The organism is Salinisphaera sp. SWV1 (assembly GCF_052044155.1).
In the GTDB taxonomy this organism is placed as follows: Bacteria; Pseudomonadota; Gammaproteobacteria; order Nevskiales; family Salinisphaeraceae; genus Salinisphaera.
Window position 1 is genome coordinate 46,850 of record NZ_JBQDYE010000001.1, and the last position, 23,439, is coordinate 70,288.

At 65.9% G+C, this 23,439-nt stretch carries 19 protein-coding genes; 16 read left to right on the forward strand and 3 right to left on the reverse strand.

Annotation, left to right across the window (positions count from 1 at the left end; translation table 11 throughout):
- The first annotated feature begins 6 nt into the window (after positions 1–6).
- From panC to ACS8YF_RS00235, 6 genes are all read left to right on the forward strand, one after another.
- Positions 7–828: a pantoate--beta-alanine ligase gene (gene panC, locus ACS8YF_RS00210; RefSeq protein ID WP_440848387.1), complete on the forward strand. Its 822-nt coding sequence runs from the start codon at positions 7–9 to the stop codon at positions 826–828.
- A 126-nt stretch (positions 829–954) separates the two neighbouring features.
- Positions 955–2,571 carry a glucose-6-phosphate isomerase gene (gene pgi, locus ACS8YF_RS00215; protein ID WP_440848213.1) on the forward strand — a complete coding sequence of 539 codons (1,617 nt, stop codon included), beginning with the start codon at positions 955–957 and terminating at the stop codon, positions 2,569–2,571.
- An 18-nt stretch (positions 2,572–2,589) separates the two neighbouring features.
- Positions 2,590–4,116, forward strand: a complete 1,527-nt coding sequence (locus tag ACS8YF_RS00220) for an NAD(P)H-hydrate dehydratase (RefSeq protein WP_440848214.1) — start codon at positions 2,590–2,592, stop codon at positions 4,114–4,116.
- Entirely contained in the window at positions 4,113–4,589 is a 477-nt protein-coding gene (gene tsaE, locus ACS8YF_RS00225; RefSeq protein ID WP_440848215.1) for a tRNA (adenosine(37)-N6)-threonylcarbamoyltransferase complex ATPase subunit type 1 TsaE, read from the forward strand. The genes ACS8YF_RS00220 and tsaE overlap by 4 nt, the downstream gene beginning before the upstream one ends.
- Positions 4,590–4,721: 132 nt before the next feature.
- Positions 4,722–6,218, forward strand: coding sequence for an N-acetylmuramoyl-L-alanine amidase (locus ACS8YF_RS00230; RefSeq protein WP_440848216.1), 1,497 nt, complete (start codon positions 4,722–4,724; stop codon positions 6,216–6,218).
- 3 nt (positions 6,219–6,221) lie between these two features.
- Positions 6,222–7,325: a hypothetical protein gene (locus ACS8YF_RS00235; protein WP_440848217.1), complete on the forward strand. Its 1,104-nt coding sequence runs from the start codon at positions 6,222–6,224 to the stop codon at positions 7,323–7,325.
- Positions 7,326–7,664: 339 nt separating this feature from the next.
- Here ACS8YF_RS00235 and katG read toward each other — a convergent pair whose 3' ends face one another.
- Both katG and ACS8YF_RS00245 read right to left on the reverse strand, forming a co-directional pair.
- On the reverse strand, positions 7,665–9,893 hold the full coding sequence (gene katG, locus ACS8YF_RS00240) for a catalase/peroxidase HPI (RefSeq protein ID WP_440848218.1): 2,229 nt from the start codon (positions 9,891–9,893) through the stop codon (positions 7,665–7,667).
- Between the two features lie 105 nt (positions 9,894–9,998).
- Complete coding sequence (locus tag ACS8YF_RS00245) at positions 9,999–10,451, reverse strand: Fur family transcriptional regulator (RefSeq protein ID WP_440848219.1); 453 nt, start codon at positions 10,449–10,451, stop codon at positions 9,999–10,001.
- A 245-nt stretch (positions 10,452–10,696) separates the two neighbouring features.
- Between ACS8YF_RS00245 and mutL the strand changes: the two genes are divergently transcribed.
- The 10 genes from mutL (at position 10,697) to ACS8YF_RS00295 (ending at position 21,913) form a co-directional block, all read left to right on the forward strand.
- Positions 10,697–12,529, forward strand: coding sequence for a DNA mismatch repair endonuclease MutL (gene mutL, locus ACS8YF_RS00250; RefSeq protein WP_440848220.1), 1,833 nt, complete (start codon positions 10,697–10,699; stop codon positions 12,527–12,529).
- Between the two features lie 2 nt (positions 12,530–12,531).
- Entirely contained in the window at positions 12,532–13,473 is a 942-nt protein-coding gene (gene miaA, locus ACS8YF_RS00255; protein ID WP_440848221.1) for a tRNA (adenosine(37)-N6)-dimethylallyltransferase MiaA, read from the forward strand.
- 58 nt (positions 13,474–13,531) lie between these two features.
- Positions 13,532–13,783, forward strand: a complete 252-nt coding sequence (gene hfq, locus ACS8YF_RS00260; RefSeq protein ID WP_037336764.1) for an RNA chaperone Hfq — start codon at positions 13,532–13,534, stop codon at positions 13,781–13,783.
- A gap of 11 nt (positions 13,784–13,794) precedes the next feature.
- Positions 13,795–15,144 carry a ribosome rescue GTPase HflX gene (gene hflX, locus ACS8YF_RS00265; protein WP_440848222.1) on the forward strand — a complete coding sequence of 450 codons (1,350 nt, stop codon included), beginning with the start codon at positions 13,795–13,797 and terminating at the stop codon, positions 15,142–15,144.
- Positions 15,145–15,446: 302 nt separating this feature from the next.
- Positions 15,447–16,823, forward strand: a complete 1,377-nt coding sequence (hflK, locus tag ACS8YF_RS00270; protein WP_440848223.1) for a protease modulator HflK — start codon at positions 15,447–15,449, stop codon at positions 16,821–16,823.
- Complete coding sequence (hflC, locus tag ACS8YF_RS00275) at positions 16,820–17,704, forward strand: protease modulator HflC (RefSeq protein WP_440848224.1); 885 nt, start codon at positions 16,820–16,822, stop codon at positions 17,702–17,704. Before hflK ends, hflC begins: the two co-directional genes overlap by 4 nt.
- Before the next feature lie 12 nt (positions 17,705–17,716).
- Entirely contained in the window at positions 17,717–17,908 is a 192-nt protein-coding gene (locus tag ACS8YF_RS00280) for a DUF2065 domain-containing protein (protein WP_440848225.1), read from the forward strand.
- A 4-nt stretch (positions 17,909–17,912) separates the two neighbouring features.
- Entirely contained in the window at positions 17,913–19,112 is a 1,200-nt protein-coding gene (locus tag ACS8YF_RS00285) for an ATP phosphoribosyltransferase regulatory subunit (RefSeq protein ID WP_440848226.1), read from the forward strand.
- Positions 19,105–20,403 (forward strand): adenylosuccinate synthase, encoded by a 1,299-nt coding sequence (locus ACS8YF_RS00290; protein WP_109994325.1) that lies wholly within the window; start codon positions 19,105–19,107, stop codon positions 20,401–20,403. Before ACS8YF_RS00285 ends, ACS8YF_RS00290 begins: the two co-directional genes overlap by 8 nt.
- A gap of 151 nt (positions 20,404–20,554) precedes the next feature.
- Entirely contained in the window at positions 20,555–21,913 is a 1,359-nt protein-coding gene (locus ACS8YF_RS00295; protein ID WP_440848227.1) for an NCS2 family permease, read from the forward strand.
- Here ACS8YF_RS00295 and ACS8YF_RS00300 read toward each other — a convergent pair.
- On the reverse strand, positions 21,892–23,355 hold the full coding sequence (locus ACS8YF_RS00300) for a bifunctional diguanylate cyclase/phosphodiesterase (protein WP_440848228.1): 1,464 nt from the start codon (positions 23,353–23,355) through the stop codon (positions 21,892–21,894). The two genes, ACS8YF_RS00295 and ACS8YF_RS00300, sit on opposite strands and share 22 nt — an antisense overlap.
- Positions 23,356–23,439: the final 84 nt, after the last annotated feature.

The window sequence follows — 23,439 nt, forward strand, 5'->3', positions numbered from 1 at the left end:
CAAGTCCTGAATACCATCGATGCGGTGCGCCAGTGGCGTGCCGGCTCCGAGACGGTCGGCCTGGTGCCGACCATGGGCAATCTCCACGCCGGCCATCTGGCCCTGGTGGCCGCCGCGCGCGCGCGCTGCGACCGGGTGATCGCGAGCATCTTCGTCAATCCGCTGCAGTTCGGGCCGAACGAGGACCTGGCGAGCTATCCGCGCACCTTCGATGCCGATCGCGCCGCGCTCGTTCATGCCGGCGTCGATGCCGTGTTCGTGCCCGGCGTCGACGAAATGTATCCGGATGGCGGCAGTGCCACGACGGTGGAGGTCTCGGGCATCACCGAGATCCTGTGCGGGCGCAGCCGGCCGGGGCATTTCCGCGGCGTGGCCACGGTGGTGAACAAGCTGTTCAATATCGTGCATCCCGATGCGGCCTTCTTCGGCGAAAAGGACTACCAACAACTCGCCGTGATCAAGCGCATGGTCGCCGATCTGTGCATGGACGTGGCGGTCGAGGGCGTGCCGACCGTGCGTGACGATGACGGGCTGGCGTATTCCTCGCGCAACCATTATCTGGACAACACCCAGCGCCGCCAGGCCCTGACCCTGTCGGCGGCGATCGCGGATGTCGCCGAGCGGCTGGCCGCCGGGCAGCGCGATTTCCGCGGGCTGGAAGCCCGTGGCTGGGCCCGGCTCGTCGATGGCGGTTTCGAGCCCGATTACTTCGAGATCCGTGCCGCCGATCTCGGTCCGGCCGAACCCGACACGACCGATTTTCGCGTACTCGCCGCCGGGTATCTCGGGCGGACACGCCTGATCGACAACATGGGCGTATCGGTCTGATCCGGCCGCCGGCCCGCGCTAGCTGAGACGGCCGTTTTTAGCTAGTCTCGATGCTCTCGGCACGCATGTCGTCGCCCCTTTTCGTATCGTCTGACTCGCGCCGAAACGGCGCAAAGGCTGGAATCGATGTCCGACCCCCTCGACCAACCCGGTTGGAAGAACCTCGTCGCCCTGGCGGCGAAGAACGCGAGCCAGCAGATGCTGGATCTGTTTGCGGCCGACGCAGCCCGCGCTTCGCGCTATAGCGTGGCCGCGGCCGGTGTGACGCTGGACTATTCCAAGCAGCGTATGGACGACGACGTGCGCGCGGCCCTGCTCGAACTGGCCGAAGCGCAGGGCGTATTGCAGGCGCGCGAGGACATGTTCGCCGGCCATGCCATCAACACCAGCGAGAACCGGGCCGCCTGGCACGTCGCGCTGCGCGCGCCCGACGAGGCGCCGATGGATGAAGCGGTTCACGACGTCCGCCGCGCCATGGCCGGGTTCGCCGATGAGGTCCGCAGCGGCCGCTGGACCGGCTTCTCCGGCCGGCCGATCACCGATGTACTCAACATCGGCATCGGCGGCTCCGACCTGGGCCCGCGCCTGATCTGCGAAGCGCTGTATGCGGGCGATGGGCCGCGGCCGCATTTCGTGGCCAACGTCGATCCGGCCGATCTCGACGACACGCTGGCTGGCCTCGACCCGGCCACCACGCTGGTGATCGTGACGTCCAAATCCTTCGGCACCGCCGAAACACTGGCCAATGCCCGCGTGGCGCGCCAGTGGCTGGTCGATGCCGGCGCGGGCGAGGGCGATATCGCCAAGCATTTCGTGGCCGTATCCACCAATGCCGAGGCCGTGTCCGAGTTCGGTATCGAGCGCATGTTCGGTTTCTGGGACTGGGTCGGCGGTCGCTATTCGCTATGGTCCGCGGTCGGCCTGTCGATCCTGCTTGCGGCCGGCCCCGAACAATTCGAAGCACTGCTGGCCGGCGCCCATGCCATGGACCAGCACTTCCGTACCGCACCGCTGGCGGACAATCTGCCCGCGATGCTGGCGCTGACCGGTATCTGGAACAACAATTTCCTGGGCTTGAAGAGCCACTGCGTGGTGCCCTATGCCCAGCGCCTGGCCTCGCTGCCGGCGTTTCTCCAGCAGCTGGAGATGGAATCCAACGGCAAGTCGGTGACGCGCGAAGGCAAGCCGGCGACGGTTTCCACCGTGCCCACCATCTGGGGCAGCGTGGGCACCAATGCGCAACACGCTTATTTCCAGATGCTGCATCAAGGCGATCCGGCGGTGGATCTGGACTTCGTGCTGCCGCTGTCGGCCCCCGAGGCGGCCGGCGATGCGCGCGAGCGCGAGCGGGTGGCCAACTGTATCGCCCAGGCCGAAGCCCTGATGTGCGGTCGCGACAGCGATGCACTGCGGGCCGAGCTCGAAGCCCAGGGGCTGGCGGGCGACGCGCTCGAACACCGGTTGGCCGCACGTCGGTTCGACGGTAACCGGCCGAGCAACATGCTGTTGCTCGATGCGCTCGACGCGCATCACCTCGGGGCCCTGATCGCCGCCTACGAACACAAGGTGTTCGTGCAGGGCGTGATCTGGAACGTCAACAGCTTCGACCAGTGGGGCGTGGAGCTCGGCAAGACCATGGCCGGCCAGATCGTCGACGAACTGGGGGAGCAGCCGCGGGCCGCCGCGCACGACGGCTCGACGGCCGCACTCGTGGCCCGCGTGCGCCGCGCCTGGAACCGCTGATCCCGTCCCGGATTCCGTATGACCGAAACCAGCGATTATCTGCCGAACCTGGTCTATGACGCCGATCAGCTCAGAGCCCTGGATACGCGCTTCATCAACGAATTCGGGGTGGACGGTTTTGCCCTGATGGAGCGCGCTGCGCGCGCGGCCTACGACGAACTGGCCCAGAACTGGCCCATGCCGGGGCGGCTGGTCGTGTTCTGTGGGCCGGGCAACAACGGCGGCGATGGGGCGCTGGTTGCGTGCCAGGCGATGGCAGCCGGGTGGCGGGTGACGCTGGTCGCACCGCTGGATCTGGCGAAGGCCACCGGCGACGCGGCGCGCGCATTCGACACCTGGCGCGAGGCCGGCGGCGAGATTCGTGATTTCGTCGATGAGCCGATTCAGGCCGACCTGATCGTCGATGCCCTGTTCGGCACCGGCTTGAACCGCGAGGTCACCGGAGCCATGGCCCAGGCCATCGATCGCATCAACGAAGCGTCGGGCCGGGGCGTCGGGGTGCTGGCCATCGATATCGCCTCCGGCGTGGATGCCGGCACCGGGCGCACCTGGGGGCGTGCGGTGGTCGCCGATACCACGGTCACTTTCATCGGCCTCAAGCTGGGCCTGCTCACCGGCGACGGCGCGGCGCACAGCGGTGAGCTCGCCTTCGACGATCTCGGCGCGCCGGATGCGCTGTACGGAGATCAGCCCCACGTGGCCCGGCGCATCACGCATCGCGATCTGCGGCATGTGCTGCCGGCGCGGCCGCGCGGCGCGCACAAGGGCGACAACGGTCATGTGCTGTGCATTGGCGGCGGGCCGGGCATGGGCGGGGCGATTCGCATGTCGGCCGAGTCGGCGCTGCGGGCCGGGGCCGGGCTGGTCAGCGTGGCCTGTCATCACGATCATGCGGGCGCGATGAGCCAGGCGCGCCCCGAGTTGATGTGCCAGGGCCTGCCCGACGACCCGGGTACCGCCGACGCGGTTTCGCGTCTGGACGCGTTGATCGCGGCGGCGTCGCTGATCGCGATCGGGCCGGGTCTGGGGCGTGGTGACTGGGGCGATGCGCTGTGGCGGCGCGCGCTCGACTCGGATCGGCCGCTGGTGGTCGATGCCGATGCGCTCAATCGCCTGGCGGCCGCCCAGGTCGAGCGCAAACACTGGATTCTCACGCCGCACCCCGGCGAAGCGGCGCGCCTGCTGGGGTGGTCGACGGCCGATGTGGTCGCCGACCGGGTCCAGGCCGCGCGGCGTCTGGCCGAGCGCTACCACGCGGTGGTGGCGCTCAAGGGCGCGGGCACGCTCATCGCCACGCCCGACGAGCTCTGGCTGTGCACCCAGGGCAATCCCGGCATGGCGGTCGGCGGCATGGGCGATTTGCTCACTGGCGTGATCGCCGGTTTCGCGGCCCAGGGCATGACGCTGGCCGAGGCCGCTGTGTTCGGTGTTTATGTTCACGCGCTGGCGGGCGACGAGGCCGCCGTCGGCGACGGCGAGCGCGGTCTGTTGCCGACCGATCTGTTGCCCTGCATACGACGCCAGGCCAATCCGCAGCGCCCGTGAACGTTGCCCTGCCCACGCCGGCCGACACCGATCAGCTGGGCCGGCAGCTGGCACGGGCGATCGAGGTGCACGCCCGGGGCGTGGTGATCACGCTGACGGGGGAACTGGGTGCCGGCAAGACCGCGCTCGCGCGGGCGACGATCCAGGGGCTCGGTCATGCCGGACCGGTGGTGTCGCCGAGCTATACGTTGATCGAGCCCTACGATCTGTCGGGGCGGCGGCTGCATCATCTGGACCTGTATCGCCTGGGCGACCCGGAAGAGTTGGAATTTCTCGGCATCCGCGACATCTGCCTCGACTCCGACCTGGTATTGGTGGAATGGGCCGATCGCGGTGCCGGGTTTCTGCCGGCGCCGGATCTCGACATCACGCTGGAATACCGTGGTGAGGGGCGATTTGCGCATCTTCAGTCCCGTTCAGCGGCGGGTCGGCAGGTGATCGCGAAGCTGCAGCAATTCAGATCGCGCACATAATTCAAGTGGATAGCCAACACCTTCACGCTAGGTCCTGTTTTTCCTGTCAAAAAATTTGCGCCGGGTGATCCCGGTCGATAATCTCTGGAAAACGGTTCTCTCGCGAACCCTGTGGGGGAGACGGGGTGACACATGATCCGTAGCGTGCAATGGCTGATTTTTTTCGGTTTCCTCACGCTGACGTTGCCGGCTGCGGCCCAGGTCGCACGGCTGCACGATGCGCGCATGTCGGCGAGCCCGAACAAAACACGTGTCGTTTTCGATCTGTCCGCGGACACCGACCCGAATATCTTCATGGTCGATCATCCGCTACGGCTGGTGATTGATCTGCCACACACGCGCAATCTCGGACGCGTCGCCGGACAGGCCCGCGGCAGCGGCCTGATCAAAAAGATTCGTACCGGCGTGCATCAGGGCACCGGCGTGCGCGTTGTGCTCGATCTGGCTGAAATGATCCGCGCCAAGAGTTTCATGCTCTCACCGGCAGACGGCCATCGCTATCGGCTCGTGCTCGACTTGTATCCGCGAGACGGTGCGCCCGACACCGCGATGGCACAAACCGGCGCCAGTACGGATGCGCAAAATTCGGATGGTGAATTGACCGCCAGCGACGATAGCCAGGCCACTGCCGATAAGTCGGCCGCCGCCATGGCGCAGGCCTCTTCGCCGACACCCGCCGACTCGCCGGCCGATCGGTCGGCTACCGGGACCCAGGATGAGCCCAGGGTGCCTGAACGTCGCGCGCCATCGCGCGACATCGTTATCGCCATTGATCCCGGCCACGGCGGCAAGGACCCGGGCGCACACGGCCCGGACGGGCTGCTGGAGAAGAATATCACGCTGGCCATCGCGCGGCGGCTCAAGCGCATGGTGGATGATCAACCGCATATGAAGGGCGTGTTGACCCGCAACGGCGACTACTACGTCGGCCTGCGCCAGCGCATGGTGATCGCGCGGCGGGACAAGGCCGATTTCTTTATTTCGATTCATTGCGATGCATCGCCGGACGGCGGCGGGGCAAAGGGGGCCTCGGTTTATGCGCTTTCGCCGCATGGCGCGACCAGCGAACATGCGCGTTGGCTGGCCCAGCGCGAGAACAGCGCCGACATGGTCGGCGGGGTCAGCTTGAAGAACAAGAATTCCAGTCTGGCGTCATTCGTGCTGGATCTGTCACAAAGTCAGAGTATCGAGGCCAGCATGGATGCCGGTCGGCGTGTGCTGGCCCAGCTCGATGACCTCGGCTCGCTGCACAAGAGCCGGGTGCAGCAGGCCGGCTTCATGGTCCTGAAGTCACCGGATATTCCGTCGATTCTGGTCGAGACCAACTTCATCTCCAATCGCGCGACCGAACACCGGCTGGCGCGTGCGCGCTACCAGAACGGACTGGCCGCGGCCATGCTGCGCGGCATCAAGGGGTATTTCGCGAGCTACCGGCCGTCGACCTATATCGCCGCCGACCAGCAGCATCGTGTTAAGCGCGGCGACACGCTTTCGCAGATCGCGCAGACCTACGGGGTGAGCGTGCCGGCGCTGCGTCGCTACAACGACATGAACAGCAACCGGCTGCAGGCTGGCCAGACGCTGAAGATTCCGCCGCCGCAAGCGCAACAACTGGCCAGCAGAAGCTGAGCGGTGCGGCCCGAGCGAAGCCCGCCTGGTGCCGTACACGATCTCGTTCTGGTCGGTCTCGGCGAAACCCACCGGCATCTGCTGAGCCACCTCCGGGGCCCGGGCGAGACATTTGGCGTGACCGTGGTCGCGCCGCACGACGGCCGATATGGCGGGGCCACGGCGGCCATGCTCGCGGGAGCCGTGTCGCCGCATCGGCTGCGCTGGTCGCCGCCTTCGGCTACACACGTCATCACGAGCCGGGCGATCGGCTGCCAACCGACCCATGGCCGGCTGTGGCTGGCGGACGGGCGGATGATGCGTTACCACCGTCTCAGCCTGAACACGGGGACGCGCCGACTGCCGGCCTGGGCCGCGCATGAGCGGCCCGGTTGTCCCCGCGTCTGGTCCGGGCATTCGACCATGCAGCTGATTGCGCTTCGGGCCGCGCTGGACGCCGGGACGCGTACTTCGATCGTGATCGCGGGCGGGTCGCGGTCGGCGCTGGAGATTGCCGGTGGCGTGGCGGCAGCGGCCGGCTGCTGCCGTGTGGCCTCGGTGACACTGTTGTGGCCGGGGCGGGACTACAGCCGGACCACGCGGGCGGCGTTGCGCCGCCTGGCCTGGGTCGGTGTCGATGTGATCCCTGGCGCGATCGCCAGCGGCTTGGCCGCGTGCTGTATTCAATGCCGCGATGGCCGGCGATTCCGTGCCGATCATGTCATCTGTGCCGGGCCGGCCGAGCCCGATTCGCTGGTGCTGGCGATGAACCTGCCGATTTACGGTCCCGGCCTGAGGGTCGACCGTCGGCTGGCGAGTCCGCGCGCGGCGTCGGTGCAGATTACGGGTGCGGCGGCTTCGCTCGATGGGCGCCGTGTATTGCCGGGCTGGGACGGTGCCCGGCAGGCCCGAGTGGTTTTATCCGCGCTCCGTGGGCCGACGAGGGGCCGGGGCGTGACGCATTATGCCTCGCCATGGCGTCCCGTGGCGCCCGATCTCGGGCCGGGCGCGGGCGTTGTCTCGGGCACGTTCCGGCTGCGGGCATGGGATCGATGGCGGCACCGCCAGGGCATCGACCCGGCGCTCGCCGTGGCCGGAGATCGGGACCCGGACGCGACGCGCCGGTAGGGAAAAACTTCGCGGATCGGCGGGTATGCGGCAACCGGCCCGGTGGGCGGCGCCCGCATGCGCGACACCCCGGTCGCATGGGCACAGCAGCAGGTAAATGGGACGTCGGCGCGCGGCTGGCACGCGCAATCAAGAATCCGGCTCCGCCGCTCGGGCGGAAGCCGGATGGGTCGGCGTCTTGTGCGAAGACCCCGGGACGCCGCGGAACCGCATCGGTCACGCTTGACGCGGTCGGCGTCAGTAGCCCTCGGCCTGGGTTGTCGGCGCTTCGCGCGAAGCGCCGCGGGCAAGCCGACCGATTCGAAACCGGTCCGCCGGAATCGAATCGGCCGCCATGGCTCAGGCGGCGACGTCGAAGCGATCGAGCATCATCACCTTGTGCCACGCCTTGACGAAGTCATGCACCATTTTTTCGTGACCGTCGTCGGACGCATAGACTTCCGAGATCTGGCGCAGCTGGCTGTTGGCGCCAAAGACCAGGTCGCAACGCGTGGCGGTGAACTTCTTGGCGTCGTTGTCGCGACGACGCAGTTCGAACGCCATGCCGTCCTGGTCCGCCTTGTGCCAGTAGTAGTCCATCGTGGTCAGGTTGGTGAAGAAGTCGTTGGACAACACGCCGGGGCGGTCGGTGAACACGCCGTCCTGGGAACCGCCGGTGTTGATGTCCAGTACGCGCAGGCCGCCCGTGAGCACGGTCCATTCCGGCGCGGTCAGGCCGAGCAGGTCGGCGCGGTCCAGAAAGATCCGCTCCGGCGTCACGTTGTAGCGGACATTGCTGTCCTGGAAGTTGCGAAAGCCATCCGAGACCGGGCGCAACCAATCGAAGCTCTGGGCATCGGTCTGCGCGTCAGTGGCATCGGTACGCCCCGGCGTGAACGGCACGGTGACGTCGACCCCGGCATCCCTGGCCGCCTTCTCGACCGCAGCACAGCCACCCAGCACGATCAGATCGGCAACGGAAACCTGCTTGTTGCCTGCCTGGGCACCGTCGAAGTCGGCCTTGATGTCTTCCAGCGTCTCCACAACCTTTTTGATCTCGGCCGGGTTGTTGACTTTCCAGTCCTTCATGGGCGCGAGACGGATGCGGGCGCCATCGGCGCCGCCGCGCTTGTCGGACGTGCGATGGGAGGAGGCCGAGCCCCAGGCCACACCCACAAGCTCGGAGACCGTCAGACCGGAATCGAGAATCCGGGTCTTCAGGTGGTCGATGTCGTTGCTGTCGATCAGGTCATGATCGCGGGCGGGGGTCGGATCCTGCCAGACCAGCTCTTCTTCCGGCACTTCCGGGCCGAGATAGCGGACCTTCGGACCCATGTCGCGGTGCGTCAGCTTGAACCAGGCACGCGCGAATGCGTCGGCGAAGTAGTCGAAGTCCGCGAGGAATTTTTCGCAGATCTTGCGATACGAGGGATCCACCTTCAGCGCGATGTCCGAGGTCATCATCATCAATGGATGCTCGACCCCCGACTTGTGGGCGTCGGGCGTTTTCGGCGCGCTGGCGTCGGTGGGTTTCCACTGGGTCGCGCCCGACGGTGCCTTGGTCTGCTCCCATTCGTATTTGAACAGGTTGGTCAGGTAGTCGTTGTCCCAGTTGGTCGGCCGCGGTGTCCAGGAACCCTCGATGCCGTTGGTCATGGTGTACTCGGCGAAGCCGGTACCGGCCTTGTTCATCCAGCCCAGGCCCTGGGCTTCCATCGGCGCCGCTTCCGGCGCCGGGCCGACGTTTTCCGGGGAGACGGCACCGTGGGACTTGCCGAACGCATGGCCACCGGCGATCAGCGCGACGGTTTCTTCGTCATTCATGGCCATGCGGCCGAATGTCTGTCGGATCTCGCGCGCGGAGTGTTCCGGGACATTGTTGGAAGCCGGACCTTCCGGATTCACATAGATCAGGCCGAACTGGGAATTGCCCATCGGGTTTTCGAGATCATAGTGCTCTTCGTCGGGCTGGCCTTCCCAGCGATCGCGACCGAGCATTTCCGTTTCCGGCCCCCAGTAGGTGGCACGATCCGGCTCCCAGGCGTCGATACGGCCGCCGCCGAATCCGAAGGTCTTGAAACCCATGATCTCGAGGGCGCAGTTGCCCGTGAGTACCATCAGATCGCCCCAGGACAGGGACTTGCCGTATTTCTTCTTGATCGGCCACAGCAGGCGGCGGGATTTGTCGATGTTGCCGTTGTCTTCCCACGAGTTGATCGGGGCGAAACGCTGCATCGCCTGCGCGGTACCGCCCCGGCCATCGGCGATACGGTAGGTGCCGGCCGAATGCCAGGCCATGCGGATCATCTGCGGGCCGTAATTGCCATAGTCGGACGGCCACCACGGCTGCGAGGAGGTCAGCAACGCCTTGATGTCGGCCTTGACTGCATCGAGGTCGAGTTTGCTGAACGCCGCGGCGTAGTCGAAATCGGGATCCAGCGGATCGGCTTCCTGCGGGTCCTGGTGCAGCAGTTCCACTTGCAGGCGGTTGGGCCACCAGTCTTCCAGCGTCGTGCCCGAGCCGACGGCGCCGCCGATGCGGTCGCCACCGAAGGGGCATTTGCCTTCCAGTTTGACTTCTTCGCTCATATGCTTCGTTCCTGCTTTCGATCAATAATCCTGCGAACCATGGCAGGCGTTTTGTGTACGCGATGGTCACGTGACCATCGCGGGAGACCGCCGGGCTCCGGTCGGTCAGTCGATAGGCTCCGCCGCTGAATCCTTGCGAGACTGGCACTCGGAACACAGGCCCCAGAACACGATCTCGGCTTCATCCACGTCGAAACCCTCATCATGCGAGGGTGTCAGACAGGGGGCATCACCGGTATGACAATCGGTATCCGCGATGCGCCCACAGCCACGGCATACCAGATGATGATGATTGTCCCCGGTGCGCCGCTCGAACCGGGCCGGGTGGCCGGCCGGTTTGATTTGTCGAACCAGGTCGGCCGTCACGCATGCCGACAGCACGTCGTAGACGGCCTGTTTCGAGATGGCGCCGAGGCGTTCGGAAACGCCTTGATGCACTTGCTCGACGGTGGCGTGCGGATGGCTGACCAGCCAGTCGAGCACGGCGTGACGCGGGGCGGTGACGCGCAGGCCGCGCTCGCGTAGTTCAGCAGCAATGGCGTCTGGGTATCGACTCATGGCAACTCGATCATTGGTTATTTTCTGGAATGAGTCAAGAAAACGAATCAGTCAATGACGCCGGCTGCGCCACCCCACTGTATTGGAGTCTGCGCCGGCAATGACGGACCGAGGCGTTCGTGCTCACGGTGGGCGCTGGCCGCCCATGCGCGCCGAACCCGCGACTTGCTTTGCCAAGTGAGGGTGACATACAGGACACTGAGCGGCGTTTCGGTTCCCATATGCGTTTCGACGCCGGTTGCGTGATGCCTATTCAACTGCTCGACGATCGACTGATCAGCCAGATCGCGGCCGGCGAGGTCGTGGAACGCCCGGCGTCCATCATCAAGGAACTGGTCGAGAACAGCCTGGACGCCGGTGCCAGCCGTATCGCCGTGGACGTGGAAGAGGGCGGGCTGCGACGCATACTGATCGAAGACGACGGCAGCGGCGTGAGTGCCGATGAACTGCCGCTCGCGGTTGCCCGGCACGCCACCAGCAAGATCGACAGTCTCGATGCGCTGGAATCGGTGGCCAGCCTCGGCTTCCGGGGCGAGGCACTGGCCAGCATTGCCTCGGTCGCTGAGCTGACGCTGACCTCGCGGGTCGTCGGCGCCGATCGCGCCTATGCCATTTCGCCGCACATCGACACCCGGGCGCGCCCGGCGGCCGGTGCCCCCGGGACCCGCGTGGAGGTGCGTGAATTGTTCGCCCGGATTCCGGCGCGCCGGAAATTTCTGCGCGCACCACCGACCGAGTTCAAGCATATCCGTCAGGCGTTCAATCAACTGGCCCTGTCGCGCTTCGATGTGACCTTCACCCTGCGTCACGGCGACGTGGAATCGGCGGCCCTGGGCGCCTGTCGCGACGCCGAGGCCCGCAAGCGACGCGTGGCGCATGTTCTGGGCGGCGAATTCGATGATCACGCCGTGGTCGTGGATGAATCGGCGGCGGGCCTGCGCCTGACCGGCTGGATCGCCACGCCCGGTTTCTCGCGCGGGCAGGCCGATCGCCAGTACAGCTTCGTCAATGGCCGGCCGATCCGCGACAAGGTGTTCAATCACGCGGTGCGGCTGGCCTATCGCGATCTGCTGCACAATCAGCGCCATCCCGCCTATGCCTTGTATCTGACGCTCGATCCGCGCCAGGTCGATGTCAACGCCCATCCGGCCAAGGCCGAGGTGCGGTTTCGCCAGTCGCGGCTGGTGCACGATTTCGTCTTTCGCAGCGTCTCGCGGGCGCTGGCCGCGGTGGAGGCGCGCCCGCACGAGGCGCGAACCGTCGAGCTGGCACCGGCGCCCGGCGCCGTCGACTCATCGACCCCGCAGCGACCCATGACCCCGCGCGGATTGCACTTCGGGACACAGCCGGCACGGCCCGGTCTCGCCGAGACGGCCGCCAGCTATCGCTTCCAGCAACCGGCGTCGCAAGCCGCCGCGCCCGGTAACCGCGATACGCCCGCGCGCGACGTCGAGACGCCGGCCCCCCGCGCGCCGGCGAATGAGGAGGAAACGCCCCCGCTGGGTTATGCGATCGGCCAGCTGCACGACATCTATATTCTGGCCCAGAACGCCGAAGGGCTCGTTCTGGTCGACATGCACGCCGCCCACGAGCGTGTGCTGTACGAACAGCTCAAGGCCGAGTTCTCGGCCGGGCGCATCCAGTGCAAGCGACTGCTCGTGCCCGAGACGCTGTCGCTGTCGGAGAGCGAGGCGGCGGTCGTGGAGCACCGCGCCGAACTGCTGGCCGAGGTGGGCTTCGAACTGGGGCGCAGCGGGCCGACCAGCGCGATGCTGCGCGGGGTGCCGGCGCTGCTGGCCGATCGCGATTATCTGGCCGTGGCGCGCGACGTGATCGCCGAGCTGGACGGCGGCCCGCGCGGCGCGGATGCGGTGCGCGACATCCTCGACGATATCCTCGCGGACATGGGCTGCAAAGCCGCGGTCAAGGCCGGACGACGACTGACGATCGCCGAGATGAACGCGCTGCTGCGGGACATGGAACACACCGACCGGGCCGGGCACTGCAATCATGGCCGCCCGAGTTGGGTGAGTGTCGATCGTGCCGGTCTCGATCGCCTGTTCATGCGCGGCCAGTAGCGATGCCGGGCAAGCCGCCGGTTGTCTTCATCCTGGGCCCGACCGCCTCCGGCAAGACCGGGCTGGCCATCGATCTGGTTGCGTCGATGAACGCCGAGATCGTGTCGGTGGATTCGGCCATGGTTTATCGCGGGATGGATATCGGCACGGCCAAGCCGGACGCGGCGACCCTGACGCGTGCGCCGCACGCGCTGATTGATATCCGTGACCCGGCCGAGGCCTACTCCGCGGCCGATTTCGTGCGCGACGCCCGGGCCGAGATCGAGCGGATTCATGCCGCCGGGCGGCTGCCGCTTCTGGTGGGCGGCACGTCGCTGTATTTTCGGGCGCTCGAGCATGGCCTGTCCGACATGCCGGGGCGCGATCCGGCGCTGCGCGCCCGCCTGACCGAGGAGGCCGTGGATCGGGGGTGGGCGGCCCTGCACGCGCGCCTGGCGCGTATCGACCCGCCGACGGCGGCACGCATCCATCCCAACGACGCCCAGCGCATCCAGCGCATGCTGGAGATTCATGCGCTGACCGGGCAGGCGCCGAGCGCGCTGCACGCAAGCAGCGGCGCGGCCGATCCGCCGTGGTCGATCCACAAACTGATCGTCGCGCCGAGTACACGCGAACGCTTGCATCGCAATATTTCCCAGCGCTTTGGCCTGATGATGGCCGCAGGATTTTTGGCAGAGGTTGAAAAGCTCCATGCCCGTCCCGATCTCGATCTAGCGCAACCTGCGATGCGAGCTGTTGGCTATCGTCAGCTGTGGCAGTCACTGGACGGCATGTACGGCCTGGACGAGGCCGTGGACCGGGCGGTGATCGCCTCACGCCAGCTGGCCAAGCGACAGCTCACATGGCTGCGTTCTCTCGATGATGCCCCCTGGCTCGCGAGCGACGACGACACAATGAAAAACAGGGCGCGACGGCTCGTCGAAACGGCGACCGGGACGACCTGAAATCATGCTAATATTTTCTTGATCTTTTTTGTCCCCCCGACTTTGTGGAGTCTGTTCCATGGCAAAAGGCCAAACATTACAAGAACCATTCCTCAACGCCTTGCGCAAAGAGCGTGTGCCGGTGTCGATCTATCTCGTCAACGGCATCAAGCTGCAGGGGCAGATCGAATCTTTTGACCAGTTTGTGGTGCTGTTGCGCAATGCCGTCAATCAGATGGTGTACAAGCACGCGATTTCCACCATCGTGCCGTCGCGCAACGTCCGCAGTGAAGTGCGCGACGAAATGTCGCAGGAGTCCGACGATAGCTAGGGTTCGAGCACATGTTTGAGCGGCCGCCGACCGGCCAGGCGGCCGTGATCGTCCATATCGCCTTCGGCATCGACGAGTACGAGGCCGCGGATCAGGAATTTCGCGAACTCGTGGAATCCGCGGGCGCCGACGTGCTGTGTCATGTCGGCGGCTCCCGCCGGGTCCCGGATCCGCGTTTCTTCATCGGCGGCGGCAAGGCCGACGAAATTGCCGCCGCCGTGGCCGAACACGGCGCCGAACTGGTGGTGTTCAACCACGATCTGTCGCCCAGCCAGGAACGCAATCTGGAAAAGCGCATGAACGCGCGGGTGCTCGATCGTGCCGGTCTGATCCTGGATATCTTTGCGCGCCGGGCACGCTCTCACGAGGGCAAGCTGCAGGTCGAGCTGGCGCAGTTGCAACATCTGGCCACGCGCCTGGTGCGCGGCTGGTCCCATCTCGAGCGCCAGAAAGGCGGTATCGGGCTGCGCGGGCCGGGCGAGACCCAGCTCGAGACCGACCGCCGCCTGCTCAACGACCGCATCAAGCTGTTGCGCTCCCGTCTGGACAAGGTGCTGGCCCGGCGTGACCAGGGCCGCGCTTCGCGCCGGCGCGCGCGGACCCCGGTAGTGTCGCTGGTCGGCTATACCAATGCCGGCAAGTCGACACTGTTCAATCGACTGACCGGCGAGACGATCTATGCCGCCGACCAGCTGTTCGCGACCCTCGATCCGACCCTGCGGCGCATGGACGTGCCCGTGGGCGAGCCCCTGATCGTCGCCGATACGGTCGGTTTCATTCGCGATCTGCCGCATGAACTGGTGGCCGCGTTCCGTGCGACGCTCGAGGAGACACGCGAGGCCGACGTGCTGGTGCACGTCATCGACGTGGCCGACAGCGAGCGGCGGGCGCATGCCCGCGAGGTCAACGGCGTGCTTGGCGATATTGGCGCGGGCGGCGTGCCGCAGCTCGAGGTCTTCAACAAGGTCGATCTGCTTGACGATGAGCCGCCCCGCGTTGAATACGACGCTCATGGCCGGCCGGTACGGGTGTATGTCTCGGCGGTGACCGGCGAAGGCCTGGATGAGCTGCGTCATGCCCTGGCTGCCTTTTGCTATCCGGATACCGTGCTCGGAACGCTGCGCGTGCCACCGGCCGCCGGCTGGTTGCGCTCTCAGCTCTATGAGCTCGGCGTGGTCGGCGAGGAACGTTATGCCGACAACGGTGATGCGTTGCTCTCGGTGACCGCATCGCAGGCGGATCTGGAGCGGGTGGTGGCCCAGGCCGGGCTGGTATTCGGCGACGTGCTCATCGATCGCCGCCCTGTACGCCCGGACGTCGAGCGCCTCGCCGAAGCGCGCGTCCCGCGCCGGCCGGCCTGATGTGCGTTTTTCCGGGGCACAACGTTCGACAGGGTTTCGGGCGGACTATAGACTTGCGGGGAATCGCAGGCCGCTCGCGCATCGGTATTGCCGGGTCGCGCCGCTTCGGGCCGTTCCACGGCCCCGTGTGCGACCGGTGACATTCAAGGAGAGCGGTTTGTTCACTCAGGGATTGACCGGCAAGCGGCCGGTGCGCATGCGCGCGAAAACGGGCGGGTGCCCTGAAGCGGCCGCCCGATGTGAACGCGAGGGGCGCGGCCGTGTGCAAGCCGTGCCGTCGACCCGATCAGAGGCTTTCTAGCATGGCGTGGAACGAGCCCGGCAAGGGCAAGGATCCGTGGGGCGGGGGCAACCGCAACAACAGTGGCGGCAACGGTGGCGGACCGCCGGATCTCGACCAGATATGGAAGCGCTTTCGTGAGCGCTTTTCCGGCAAGCGCGGCGGTGGCGCCGGCGGCGGCAGCAATGGCGGGGGCGGCATCGGCGGCGGCGTGTTTGTCGCGCTCGTGCCGGTCGTCTTCGTGATCTGGCTGGCCACCGGGCTTTACGTCGTACAGCCGGGCGAGAAGGGCGTCGTGCTGCGATTGGGGGCGTATACACACACCGCCGACGCGGGCTGGCACTGGCATTTGCCGTACCCGATCAGCACCGTGTCCAAGGTCGACACGCACCAGGTGCGTCGGACCAGCAACCGCGCGGTCATGCTGACCAAGGACGAGAACATCGTCGATGTCGAGGTCTCGGTGCAATACCGCATCTCGGATGCCATGAGCTATCTGTTCCAGTTGCAGGATCCCGAGAACACCGTGCAGCAGGTGCTGCGTTCGGCTGTGCGCGAGATCGTCGGCACTTCGGACATGAACCAGGTGATCCAGGAAGGGGTTCAGGTCAACCAGCTCGACAACAAGGCGATGGCCCATGTCGACCTCAAGGAGAACTCCGGTCAGCCCAAGAAGAAGAACGGGCTGAAGGATATGGACAAGAAGCTCGCCAGCCAGGTCAAGCAGAAGCAGAACGAATACCCGCAGATCACCGATCGCTCGCGTGCGAAGCTGCCGGACAACGTGCGCCGGATCATGCAGTACACGTTGAACAAGTATCACGCCGGCATTCAGATTATCGCGGTCAACGTGCAGTACGCCCAGCCGCCGGAGCAGGTGCAGGGCGCCTTCCAGGAGGCCATCAAGGCGCGCGAGGAAGAAGAGCGCGCCAAGAACATCGCCCGTGCCTATGCCCGCGATATCGTGGCGCGCGCCCAGGGCGACAAGGCGCAGATCATTGCCCAGGCACGCGCTTACAAGCAGCGCAAGATCAACCGCGCCGAGGGCCAGGCGGCCCGCTTCTCCGACCTGCTCGTCCAGTACGAGAAGGCGCCCCAGGTGACCCGCGAGCGGCTGTATCTGGAGACCATGGGCGATGTGCTGTCGGCCTCTCATCTGATCCTCAACGACGGGTCGTCGAATTCGATGAGTTATCTGCCGCTGGACAAGATTCTCGGCAAGTCGACGGGTTCGAACAAATCCGCCAGCAATGGCGATTCCGGTTCGAGCGGCAGCGCCAACGCGTCCGCCCCCCTGCCGAGCCAGTCGGGTGACAACGGTAGCGGCAACGGTTCGAGTACGAGCGGCAACTCCGGCTCGAACGTCGACAACCTGCGCAGCCGGAGCCGCAACTCATGAATGGCAAGCAGATTTTTGCTCTGATCCTCGTCGTCATCGCGGCCTATGTGGCCTATGACTCGGTGTTTGTGGTGACGCCGCGCCAACGCGTGGTGGTGGTGCAGATGGGTAAAATCATCGGTTCCCAGTACCAGCCCGGCCTGCACTTCAAGATTCCGTTCGTGCAGCAGGTGCATCGTTTCGATCGGCGTGTGATGACGCTGACCGGCGATATCCACCGCGTGCTGACCTCGGAGAACAAGAACCTGTCGGTGGATTACTTCGTCAAATGGCAGATCGCCAAGCCGGTGAAGTACTATCTGTCGACCCACGGCAACGCCGATCGGGCACGCAGCCTGTTGACCGAGTCCGTGCAGAACGATTTGCTGGCGGAGTTCTCCAAGCGCACCATCCGGCAGGCCGTCGGCGATGACCGTAACGAGATCGTCGCCGCGGTTCAGGTGCAGGTGAACCAGGCCGCCAAGCAGCTCGGCATCGATGTGAAGGATGTGCGCATCATGAAGCTTGATCTGCCGTCCAAGGTCAGCGATACGGTCTACGAGCGCATGCGCTCGGAGCGCCAGGAAGTGATCCGTACGCTGCGTGCGCAGGGCGATGCGGCGGCCAAGGAAATTCGTTCCGATGCCGAGCGCGAGCGTACAGTGGTGCTGGCCAAGGCCTACAAGCAGGCCGAGTCGATCCGGGGGCAGGGCGATGCCAAGGCGGCACAGGTCTACGCCGATGCCTACAAGAAGAATCCCGGCTTCTACAGCTTCTATCGCAGTCTGCAGGTCTACCGGCAGAGCATCGGCGACAAGGATGTCCTGTTGCTCAAGCCCGATGGCAAGCTTTTCAAGTACTTCAATCCCGCGCTCGCCGCGGGTGCCGGCCACCAGAAATAGCAGCCGCGGACGATGTGGGCCGATCTGTTGCGCGCTTTGGCGCTCGTCTGCGTGATCGAGGGGCTGATGCCCTTCATCGCGCCGGAGCGCTGGCGTGAGACCGTGATGCGGCTGGCCAATGTCGCGCCGCGCCAGTTGCGTATCTTCGGGGCCGTGATGATCGCCGTCGGCGTCGTGGCGCTGCAGTTTCTACACCATTTTTAGAGCCATGCAATCCAAACGTTGGTTACTGCCGGAAGGCGTTCAGGAGACGGTCCCGCCGGAATCGTGGCGGCTGGAGGCGGCACGCCGGGCGTTGCTCGATCTCTACTGGCGCTGGGGCTACGAACTCATTCGGCCGCCGCTGATTGAATATCTCGATTCCTTGCTCACCGGCGCCGGCCATGAGCTGGATCTGCATACGTTCAAGCTCACGGATCAGCTCAACGGCCGCATGATGGGCGTCCGCTCCGACATGACCACCCAGGCCACGCGCATCGATGCGCACCGGCTGGCTGCGACCGGCCCCGCGCGCTACTGCTATATCGGCAGCGTGTTGCGGACCCGCCCGGACGAACCGGGCGGCTCGCGCTCGCCGCTGCAGGTCGGGGTGGAGAAATTCGGCGACGCCCATCTGCACAGCGATCTCGAGATCGTGTCGCTGATGCTGGAGACGCTGCACGGCATGGGGATCGAGCGGGCCTATCTGGATCTCGGTCACGTGGCCATCTATCGCCGACTGGTGGCGCTCGCCGGCGTCTCGGCCGATTTCGAGCCCACGCTGTTCGACGTGGTTCAGCGCAAGTCGCGGCCCGATCTAGACCGGCTGGCCGCGGACGGGCGGCTCGGGGCATCGTTGCACGACCGTCTCGCCACGCTGATCGGGCTCAACGGTCCGGCGTCGGTACTGGCCGCGGCGCGCACCGCGCTCGGCGGCATCGATGAAGGCATCGATCATGCGCTGGACGAAACAGCCGCCATGGTCGCGCTGATCGAGGCGCATTATCCGGACATGCCATTGTTCGTCGATCTGGCCGAGCTGCGCGGGTATCGCTACAAGACCGGTTTGCTGTTCGCCGCGTTCGCCCCCGGCCTCGGCCGGGAACTGGCGCGTGGCGGCCGCTACGACGATGTCGGCTCGGCTTTCGGCCGGCCGCGGCCGGCGACCGGCTTCTCGGCCGATCTCAACCTGCTGGCCGCACTCGGCGAGTTCGCCGACGATCGGCCGGCCGGCGGTATTTTCGCGCCGTCCGACGATGACGACCAAGCATTACTCGCCGAAATCCGGCGCCTGCGGGCGTCCGGCGAGCGCGTGGTGGTCGCCACGCCCGCGCATACCGAAACCACCGGTTCGGGCTGCGATCGCATTCTGGAACAGATCGACGGCACCTGGCAGGTCCGTCCGCTAGGGGATAGGCAACATGGGTAAACGGGTCATCGTCATCGGCAGCCAGTGGGGTGATGAAGGCAAGGGCAAGATTGTCGATCTGCTCACCGATCGCACCCGGCACGTCGTGCGCTTTCAGGGCGGGCACAACGCCGGGCATACGCTGGTCATCAACGGCGAGAAGACGATCCTGCGATTGATTCCGTCCGGCATTCTGCACGACGGGGTGACGTGCTATATCGGCAACGGCGTGGTGCTGTCGCCGGACGCGTTGCTGGAGGAGATGGGCGAGCTTGACGCCCGCGGCGTGCCGGTGCGCGACAAGTTGCGCATCAGTCCGGCCTGTCCGTTGATCCTGCCGTATCACATCGCGCTCGACAAGGCGCGTGAGGCCGCGCGCGGCAAGACCGCCATCGGCACGACCGGGCGGGGTATCGGCCCGGCCTACGAGGACAAGGTCGCCCGGCGCGCGGTACGCGTGTCCGACCTGTTCCGGCGCGAGCTGCTGGCGTCCAAGCTGGGCGAGGCGCTCGATTTCCATAATTTCGTGCTCAAGAACTATCTCGGCCAGGCGCCGGTCGATTTCCAGCAGACACTCGACCAGGCGCTCGAACACGCCGAGCAGATTCGCCCGATGGTCGCCGATGTGGTCGAGTTGCTGCGCCGAGCCTATGTGGCCGATGAGTCGATTCTGTTCGAGGGCGCCCAGGGGGCACTGCTCGACGTCGACCACGGCACCTATCCGTTCGTGACCTCCTCGAACACCACTGCCGGCGGGGCCTCGACGGGTTCCGGCGTTGGCCCGACCTATTTCGATTATGTGCTGGGTGTGGTCAAGGCCTACACCACGCGGGTCGGTTCCGGCCCATTCCCGACCGAACTGGACGATCATTACGGCAAGCATCTCGCCGACAAGGGCGCCGAGTTCGGGGCGGTCACGGGTCGGCCGCGTCGCTGCGGCTGGTTCGATGCCGTCGGCCTGCGGCGCGCGGCGTTCAACAACAGCCTGTCGGGCCTGTGCATCACCAAGCTCGACGTACTCGACGGGCTGGACGCCATCCGGCTCTGCACCGGCTATCGCTGCGGCGATGAAACGCTGAGCGTGCCGCCGGCGGGGGCCGAGGCACTGGCCAGCTGCGAGCCCATTTACGAGGAAATGCCGGGCTGGAAGGAATCCACCGTCGGCCTGCGCGATTACACGGCGCTGCCGGCCAACGCGCGTGCCTACCTGGATCGGCTGGCCGAGATCACCGGCGTGCCGATCGACATCGTATCGACCGGGCCGGACCGGGCCGACACCATTATTCTCCGGCATCCGCTGGCCGAAGACTGAGCCCGGGGCGGCGCTCGGCCGCCTCACCTCTTCCGGCCGGACGTCGCGCGCCGGTGGCGGGTGCGGGTCCGGCCTGGTACGCAAGCTGCACGGTCACGGCCCTGACCCATTAAGCTGGCGGCCGTGGCCGCCGTCACAGGAGCATGCACCGATGACCCAGCACGGCGACGATGCCGCAGCCGCTGCCACCGACCGGGATCCGGTCGCGCGCTTCTTCGAGTTTGATCGCGAGGGCACCGACTACCGGCGCGAGATCGTCGGCGGCGTGACGACGTTCCTGGCCATGGCCTACATCATGTTCGTCAATCCGAGCATTCTCTCGGCGGCGGGCATGGCGCAGGGCGCGGTGTTCACGGCCACGGCGCTGGCCTCGATCGTCGGTTGCGTGCTGATGGCGCTGGTGGCGCGTTACCCGGTCGGGATCGCGCCGAGCATGGGGCTCAATGCCTTTTTCGCCTACTCGGTGGTGTTGGGCATGGGCGTGCCGTGGCAGACGGCGCTGGTCGGCGTCCTGTTTTCGGGCCTGATTTTCGTACTGATCACCGTGTTGCGGCTGCGCGAGATGATTCTGGATGCCATCCCCGTCGATCTGAAGATGGCATCCGCATGCGGCATCGGCCTGTTCATCGCCCTGATCGGCTTCGAGGATTCCGGGATCGTCGTCAACAACAAGGCCACGCTGGTCACCCTTGGCGATCTGACCTCGCCGGGCACGCTGTTGACGGTATTCGGTCTGTTTGCGTCGATCGTGCTGATGTTGCGTCGCCTGCCGGGCGCGATCTTCTTCGGCATGGTGCTGACCGCGCTGCTCGGGATGGCCACGGGCGTGATCACGACGCCGCACGCCATCATCGGCCACGTGCCCAGCGTGGCGCCGGTATTCGGGGTGGCCATCACGCAGCTGTTCCACGCGCCGGGCGATGTATTCACGCTCAAACTGCTGGTGGTGGTGTTGACGTTCCTGTTCGTCGAATTCTTCGATACCGCGGGCACGCTGATGGCCGTGGCAACCCAGGCCGGGCTGATCGACGGCAACCGCATCCGGCGCTCGCGCCAGGCGCTGCTCGCGGATTCGGGCTCGGTGGTGGCCTCCGCCGTGATCGGGACTTCGCCGACGACGTCCTATATCGAATCCACCGCCGGTGTCGCCTCCGGCGCGCGCACCGGCTTTGCCTCGCTGGTCACCGCGTCGCTGTTCGTGCTGGCGTTGTTCTTCTCGCCTTTGCTTTCCGTGGTGACCTCGAGTGTCACCGCGCCGGCGCTCATAATCGTCGGCGTGCTCATGGTCTCGTCGCTCGGTGAAATCCAATGGCAGCGTCTGGAGATCGCGGTGCCGGCGTTTCTGACCTTGATCACGATGCCCGTGACCTACAGCATCGCCAACGGTATCGCGCTCGGCCTGGTGGTGTATCCCGTGACCATGGTGGTCAGTGGGCGAGGGCGCGAGTTGCACCCGATTCTTTATGCGTTGTTCGTGATCTTCGTCGGTTACTTCGCGTTTCTGGCCTGAGCGGCGGGCCGTGCATCGCGTTCCAGTAAAATGAACCGATCGCGGCCGCCACGCTTGGCCTGGTACAGTGCACGGTCGGCCCGCTTGAGGATATCGTCGATATTCTCGCGGCAGTCGGTCAGCGTGAGCCCGGCGCTGCCCGACAGCGCGATCCGGTCCGGTCCGGCCCGGAAATCGGCAGAGCGCAGTGCTTCGAGCAAACGCTCGACCACCCGGGTCGCCGTCTCCGCGGTCGCGTCGGGCAGCAACAACAGGAATTCCTCACCGCCCCAGCGCCCGAGTACGTCGGTTCCGCGCAGCCGCGCCGCGGCCCGTCTTGCGAACAACTGCAGGGCGGCATCGCCGGTGGCGTGACCGTAATGGTCGTTGATCTGTTTGAAATGATCGAAGTCGAACAGCGCCACGCCGAGGGAGCGACCCTGGCGGCGCCCGCGGTCGAGTTCGCGCCGGATGCGGTCGGTGAGTTCGCGCCGATTGCCGAGGCCGGTCAGTTCGTCCTGGCTCGCCACGCGCTGCAACTGGTCATGCGCCTGGCGCAACTCGCGCAGGGTCTCGTTGCGATCCATCTCGTGACTGAGCCATTGCCCGAACATGCTCACGAGCTTGATATCGTGATCGGTAAATGCCGTGGTCGATTCCGAGCTGGAAAACCCGATGGCACCGATGAATCGGCCCCGGATATTAAGCGGTGCCCCGATATACGACGCAACGCCGAAACGCTGGTAGGCCGGGTGATCGCAGATCTCCGGATGCGTCGATCGGTCGGCCGCGTAAGGGCCGCGCCGCGACACGATCTCGAAACAATGCGTGTCGCGTACGTCGTAAACCTGGCCCGGCTGGATGTAATCGTGGGCGTCCACCGCGTCCACTACTTCATAGCGATTGTTCTCGATTCGGCTGACGATGCCCACGGGCATGCCGAAGTATTCGCAGCCGAGTTCGAGGATGGCACGGCGTGCTTGTTCGAACGACAGTTCCGGGTTGGAACTGATGGTATACAGCCGTTCCAGCACGTTGTCGCTGGCTAGCTTTGCGGTGACATCGCGGATGATCGCCATGAACAGCGTGACCCGGCCCTGGCTGTCGCTGATCGGGCCGCCGATGGTTTCGCCGGTGAAAACGCTGCCATCGAGTCGCCGGTAGCGCGCGAGGTACTGATCGTGGCGCGCGTTCGTGCGTAGATTGAAACGTTTTTCGCCTTGCTCGAAGAAGTCGGTCTCGTTGGCGTAGAGCAGCGAGCCCGGCTGACCCACGAGATCCGCCTTGCTGCAGCGAAACAGACGCGCGGCCGCCGCATTGACCATGGCCAGCCGGCGATCCGGGCTGCCGATGATGACGGCTTCGGGCAGGTCTTCGAAAAGATGCTCAAGGATCAGCCGGGCGGACGCGTTGTCCTCCGGCAAGTCGGGATGCATCGGTAAGATGTGATTGCGATCGGTCATGCAGGCTCGTCCAGGGCGGTCTGACATCGCTGTTTCGGTGGGCCGGGGCACCAGTTTAAACAGTGATGGCCAGGCCAGCTGACG

Excerpts from the sequence above, each read along its gene's own strand:
- ACS8YF_RS00230 (WP_440848216.1), top strand. The coding sequence starts at position 4,722 with ATGATCCGTAGCGTGCAATGGCTGATTTTTTTCGGTTTCCTCACGCTG.
- ACS8YF_RS00220 (WP_440848214.1), top strand. The coding sequence starts at position 2,590 with ATGACCGAAACCAGCGATTATCTGCCGAACCTGGTCTATGACGCCGAT.
- miaA (WP_440848221.1), top strand. The coding sequence starts at position 12,532 with ATGCCGGGCAAGCCGCCGGTTGTCTTCATCCTGGGCCCGACCGCCTCC.
- mutL (WP_440848220.1), top strand. The coding sequence starts at position 10,697 with ATGCCTATTCAACTGCTCGACGATCGACTGATCAGCCAGATCGCGGCC.
- katG (WP_440848218.1), bottom strand. The coding sequence starts at position 9,893 with ATGAGCGAAGAAGTCAAACTGGAAGGCAAATGCCCCTTCGGTGGCGAC.
- ACS8YF_RS00295 (WP_440848227.1), top strand. The coding sequence starts at position 20,555 with ATGACCCAGCACGGCGACGATGCCGCAGCCGCTGCCACCGACCGGGAT.
- hflC (WP_440848224.1), top strand. The coding sequence starts at position 16,820 with ATGAATGGCAAGCAGATTTTTGCTCTGATCCTCGTCGTCATCGCGGCC.
- hflK (WP_440848223.1), top strand. The coding sequence starts at position 15,447 with ATGGCGTGGAACGAGCCCGGCAAGGGCAAGGATCCGTGGGGCGGGGGC.
- ACS8YF_RS00290 (WP_109994325.1), top strand. The coding sequence starts at position 19,105 with ATGGGTAAACGGGTCATCGTCATCGGCAGCCAGTGGGGTGATGAAGGC.
- hfq (WP_037336764.1), top strand. The coding sequence starts at position 13,532 with ATGGCAAAAGGCCAAACATTACAAGAACCATTCCTCAACGCCTTGCGC.
- ACS8YF_RS00285 (WP_440848226.1), top strand. The coding sequence starts at position 17,913 with ATGCAATCCAAACGTTGGTTACTGCCGGAAGGCGTTCAGGAGACGGTC.
- hflX (WP_440848222.1), top strand. The coding sequence starts at position 13,795 with ATGTTTGAGCGGCCGCCGACCGGCCAGGCGGCCGTGATCGTCCATATC.
- ACS8YF_RS00245 (WP_440848219.1), bottom strand. The coding sequence starts at position 10,451 with ATGAGTCGATACCCAGACGCCATTGCTGCTGAACTACGCGAGCGCGGC.
- ACS8YF_RS00300 (WP_440848228.1), bottom strand. The coding sequence starts at position 23,355 with ATGACCGATCGCAATCACATCTTACCGATGCATCCCGACTTGCCGGAG.
- ACS8YF_RS00280 (WP_440848225.1), top strand. The coding sequence starts at position 17,717 with ATGTGGGCCGATCTGTTGCGCGCTTTGGCGCTCGTCTGCGTGATCGAG.
- pgi (WP_440848213.1), top strand. The coding sequence starts at position 955 with ATGTCCGACCCCCTCGACCAACCCGGTTGGAAGAACCTCGTCGCCCTG.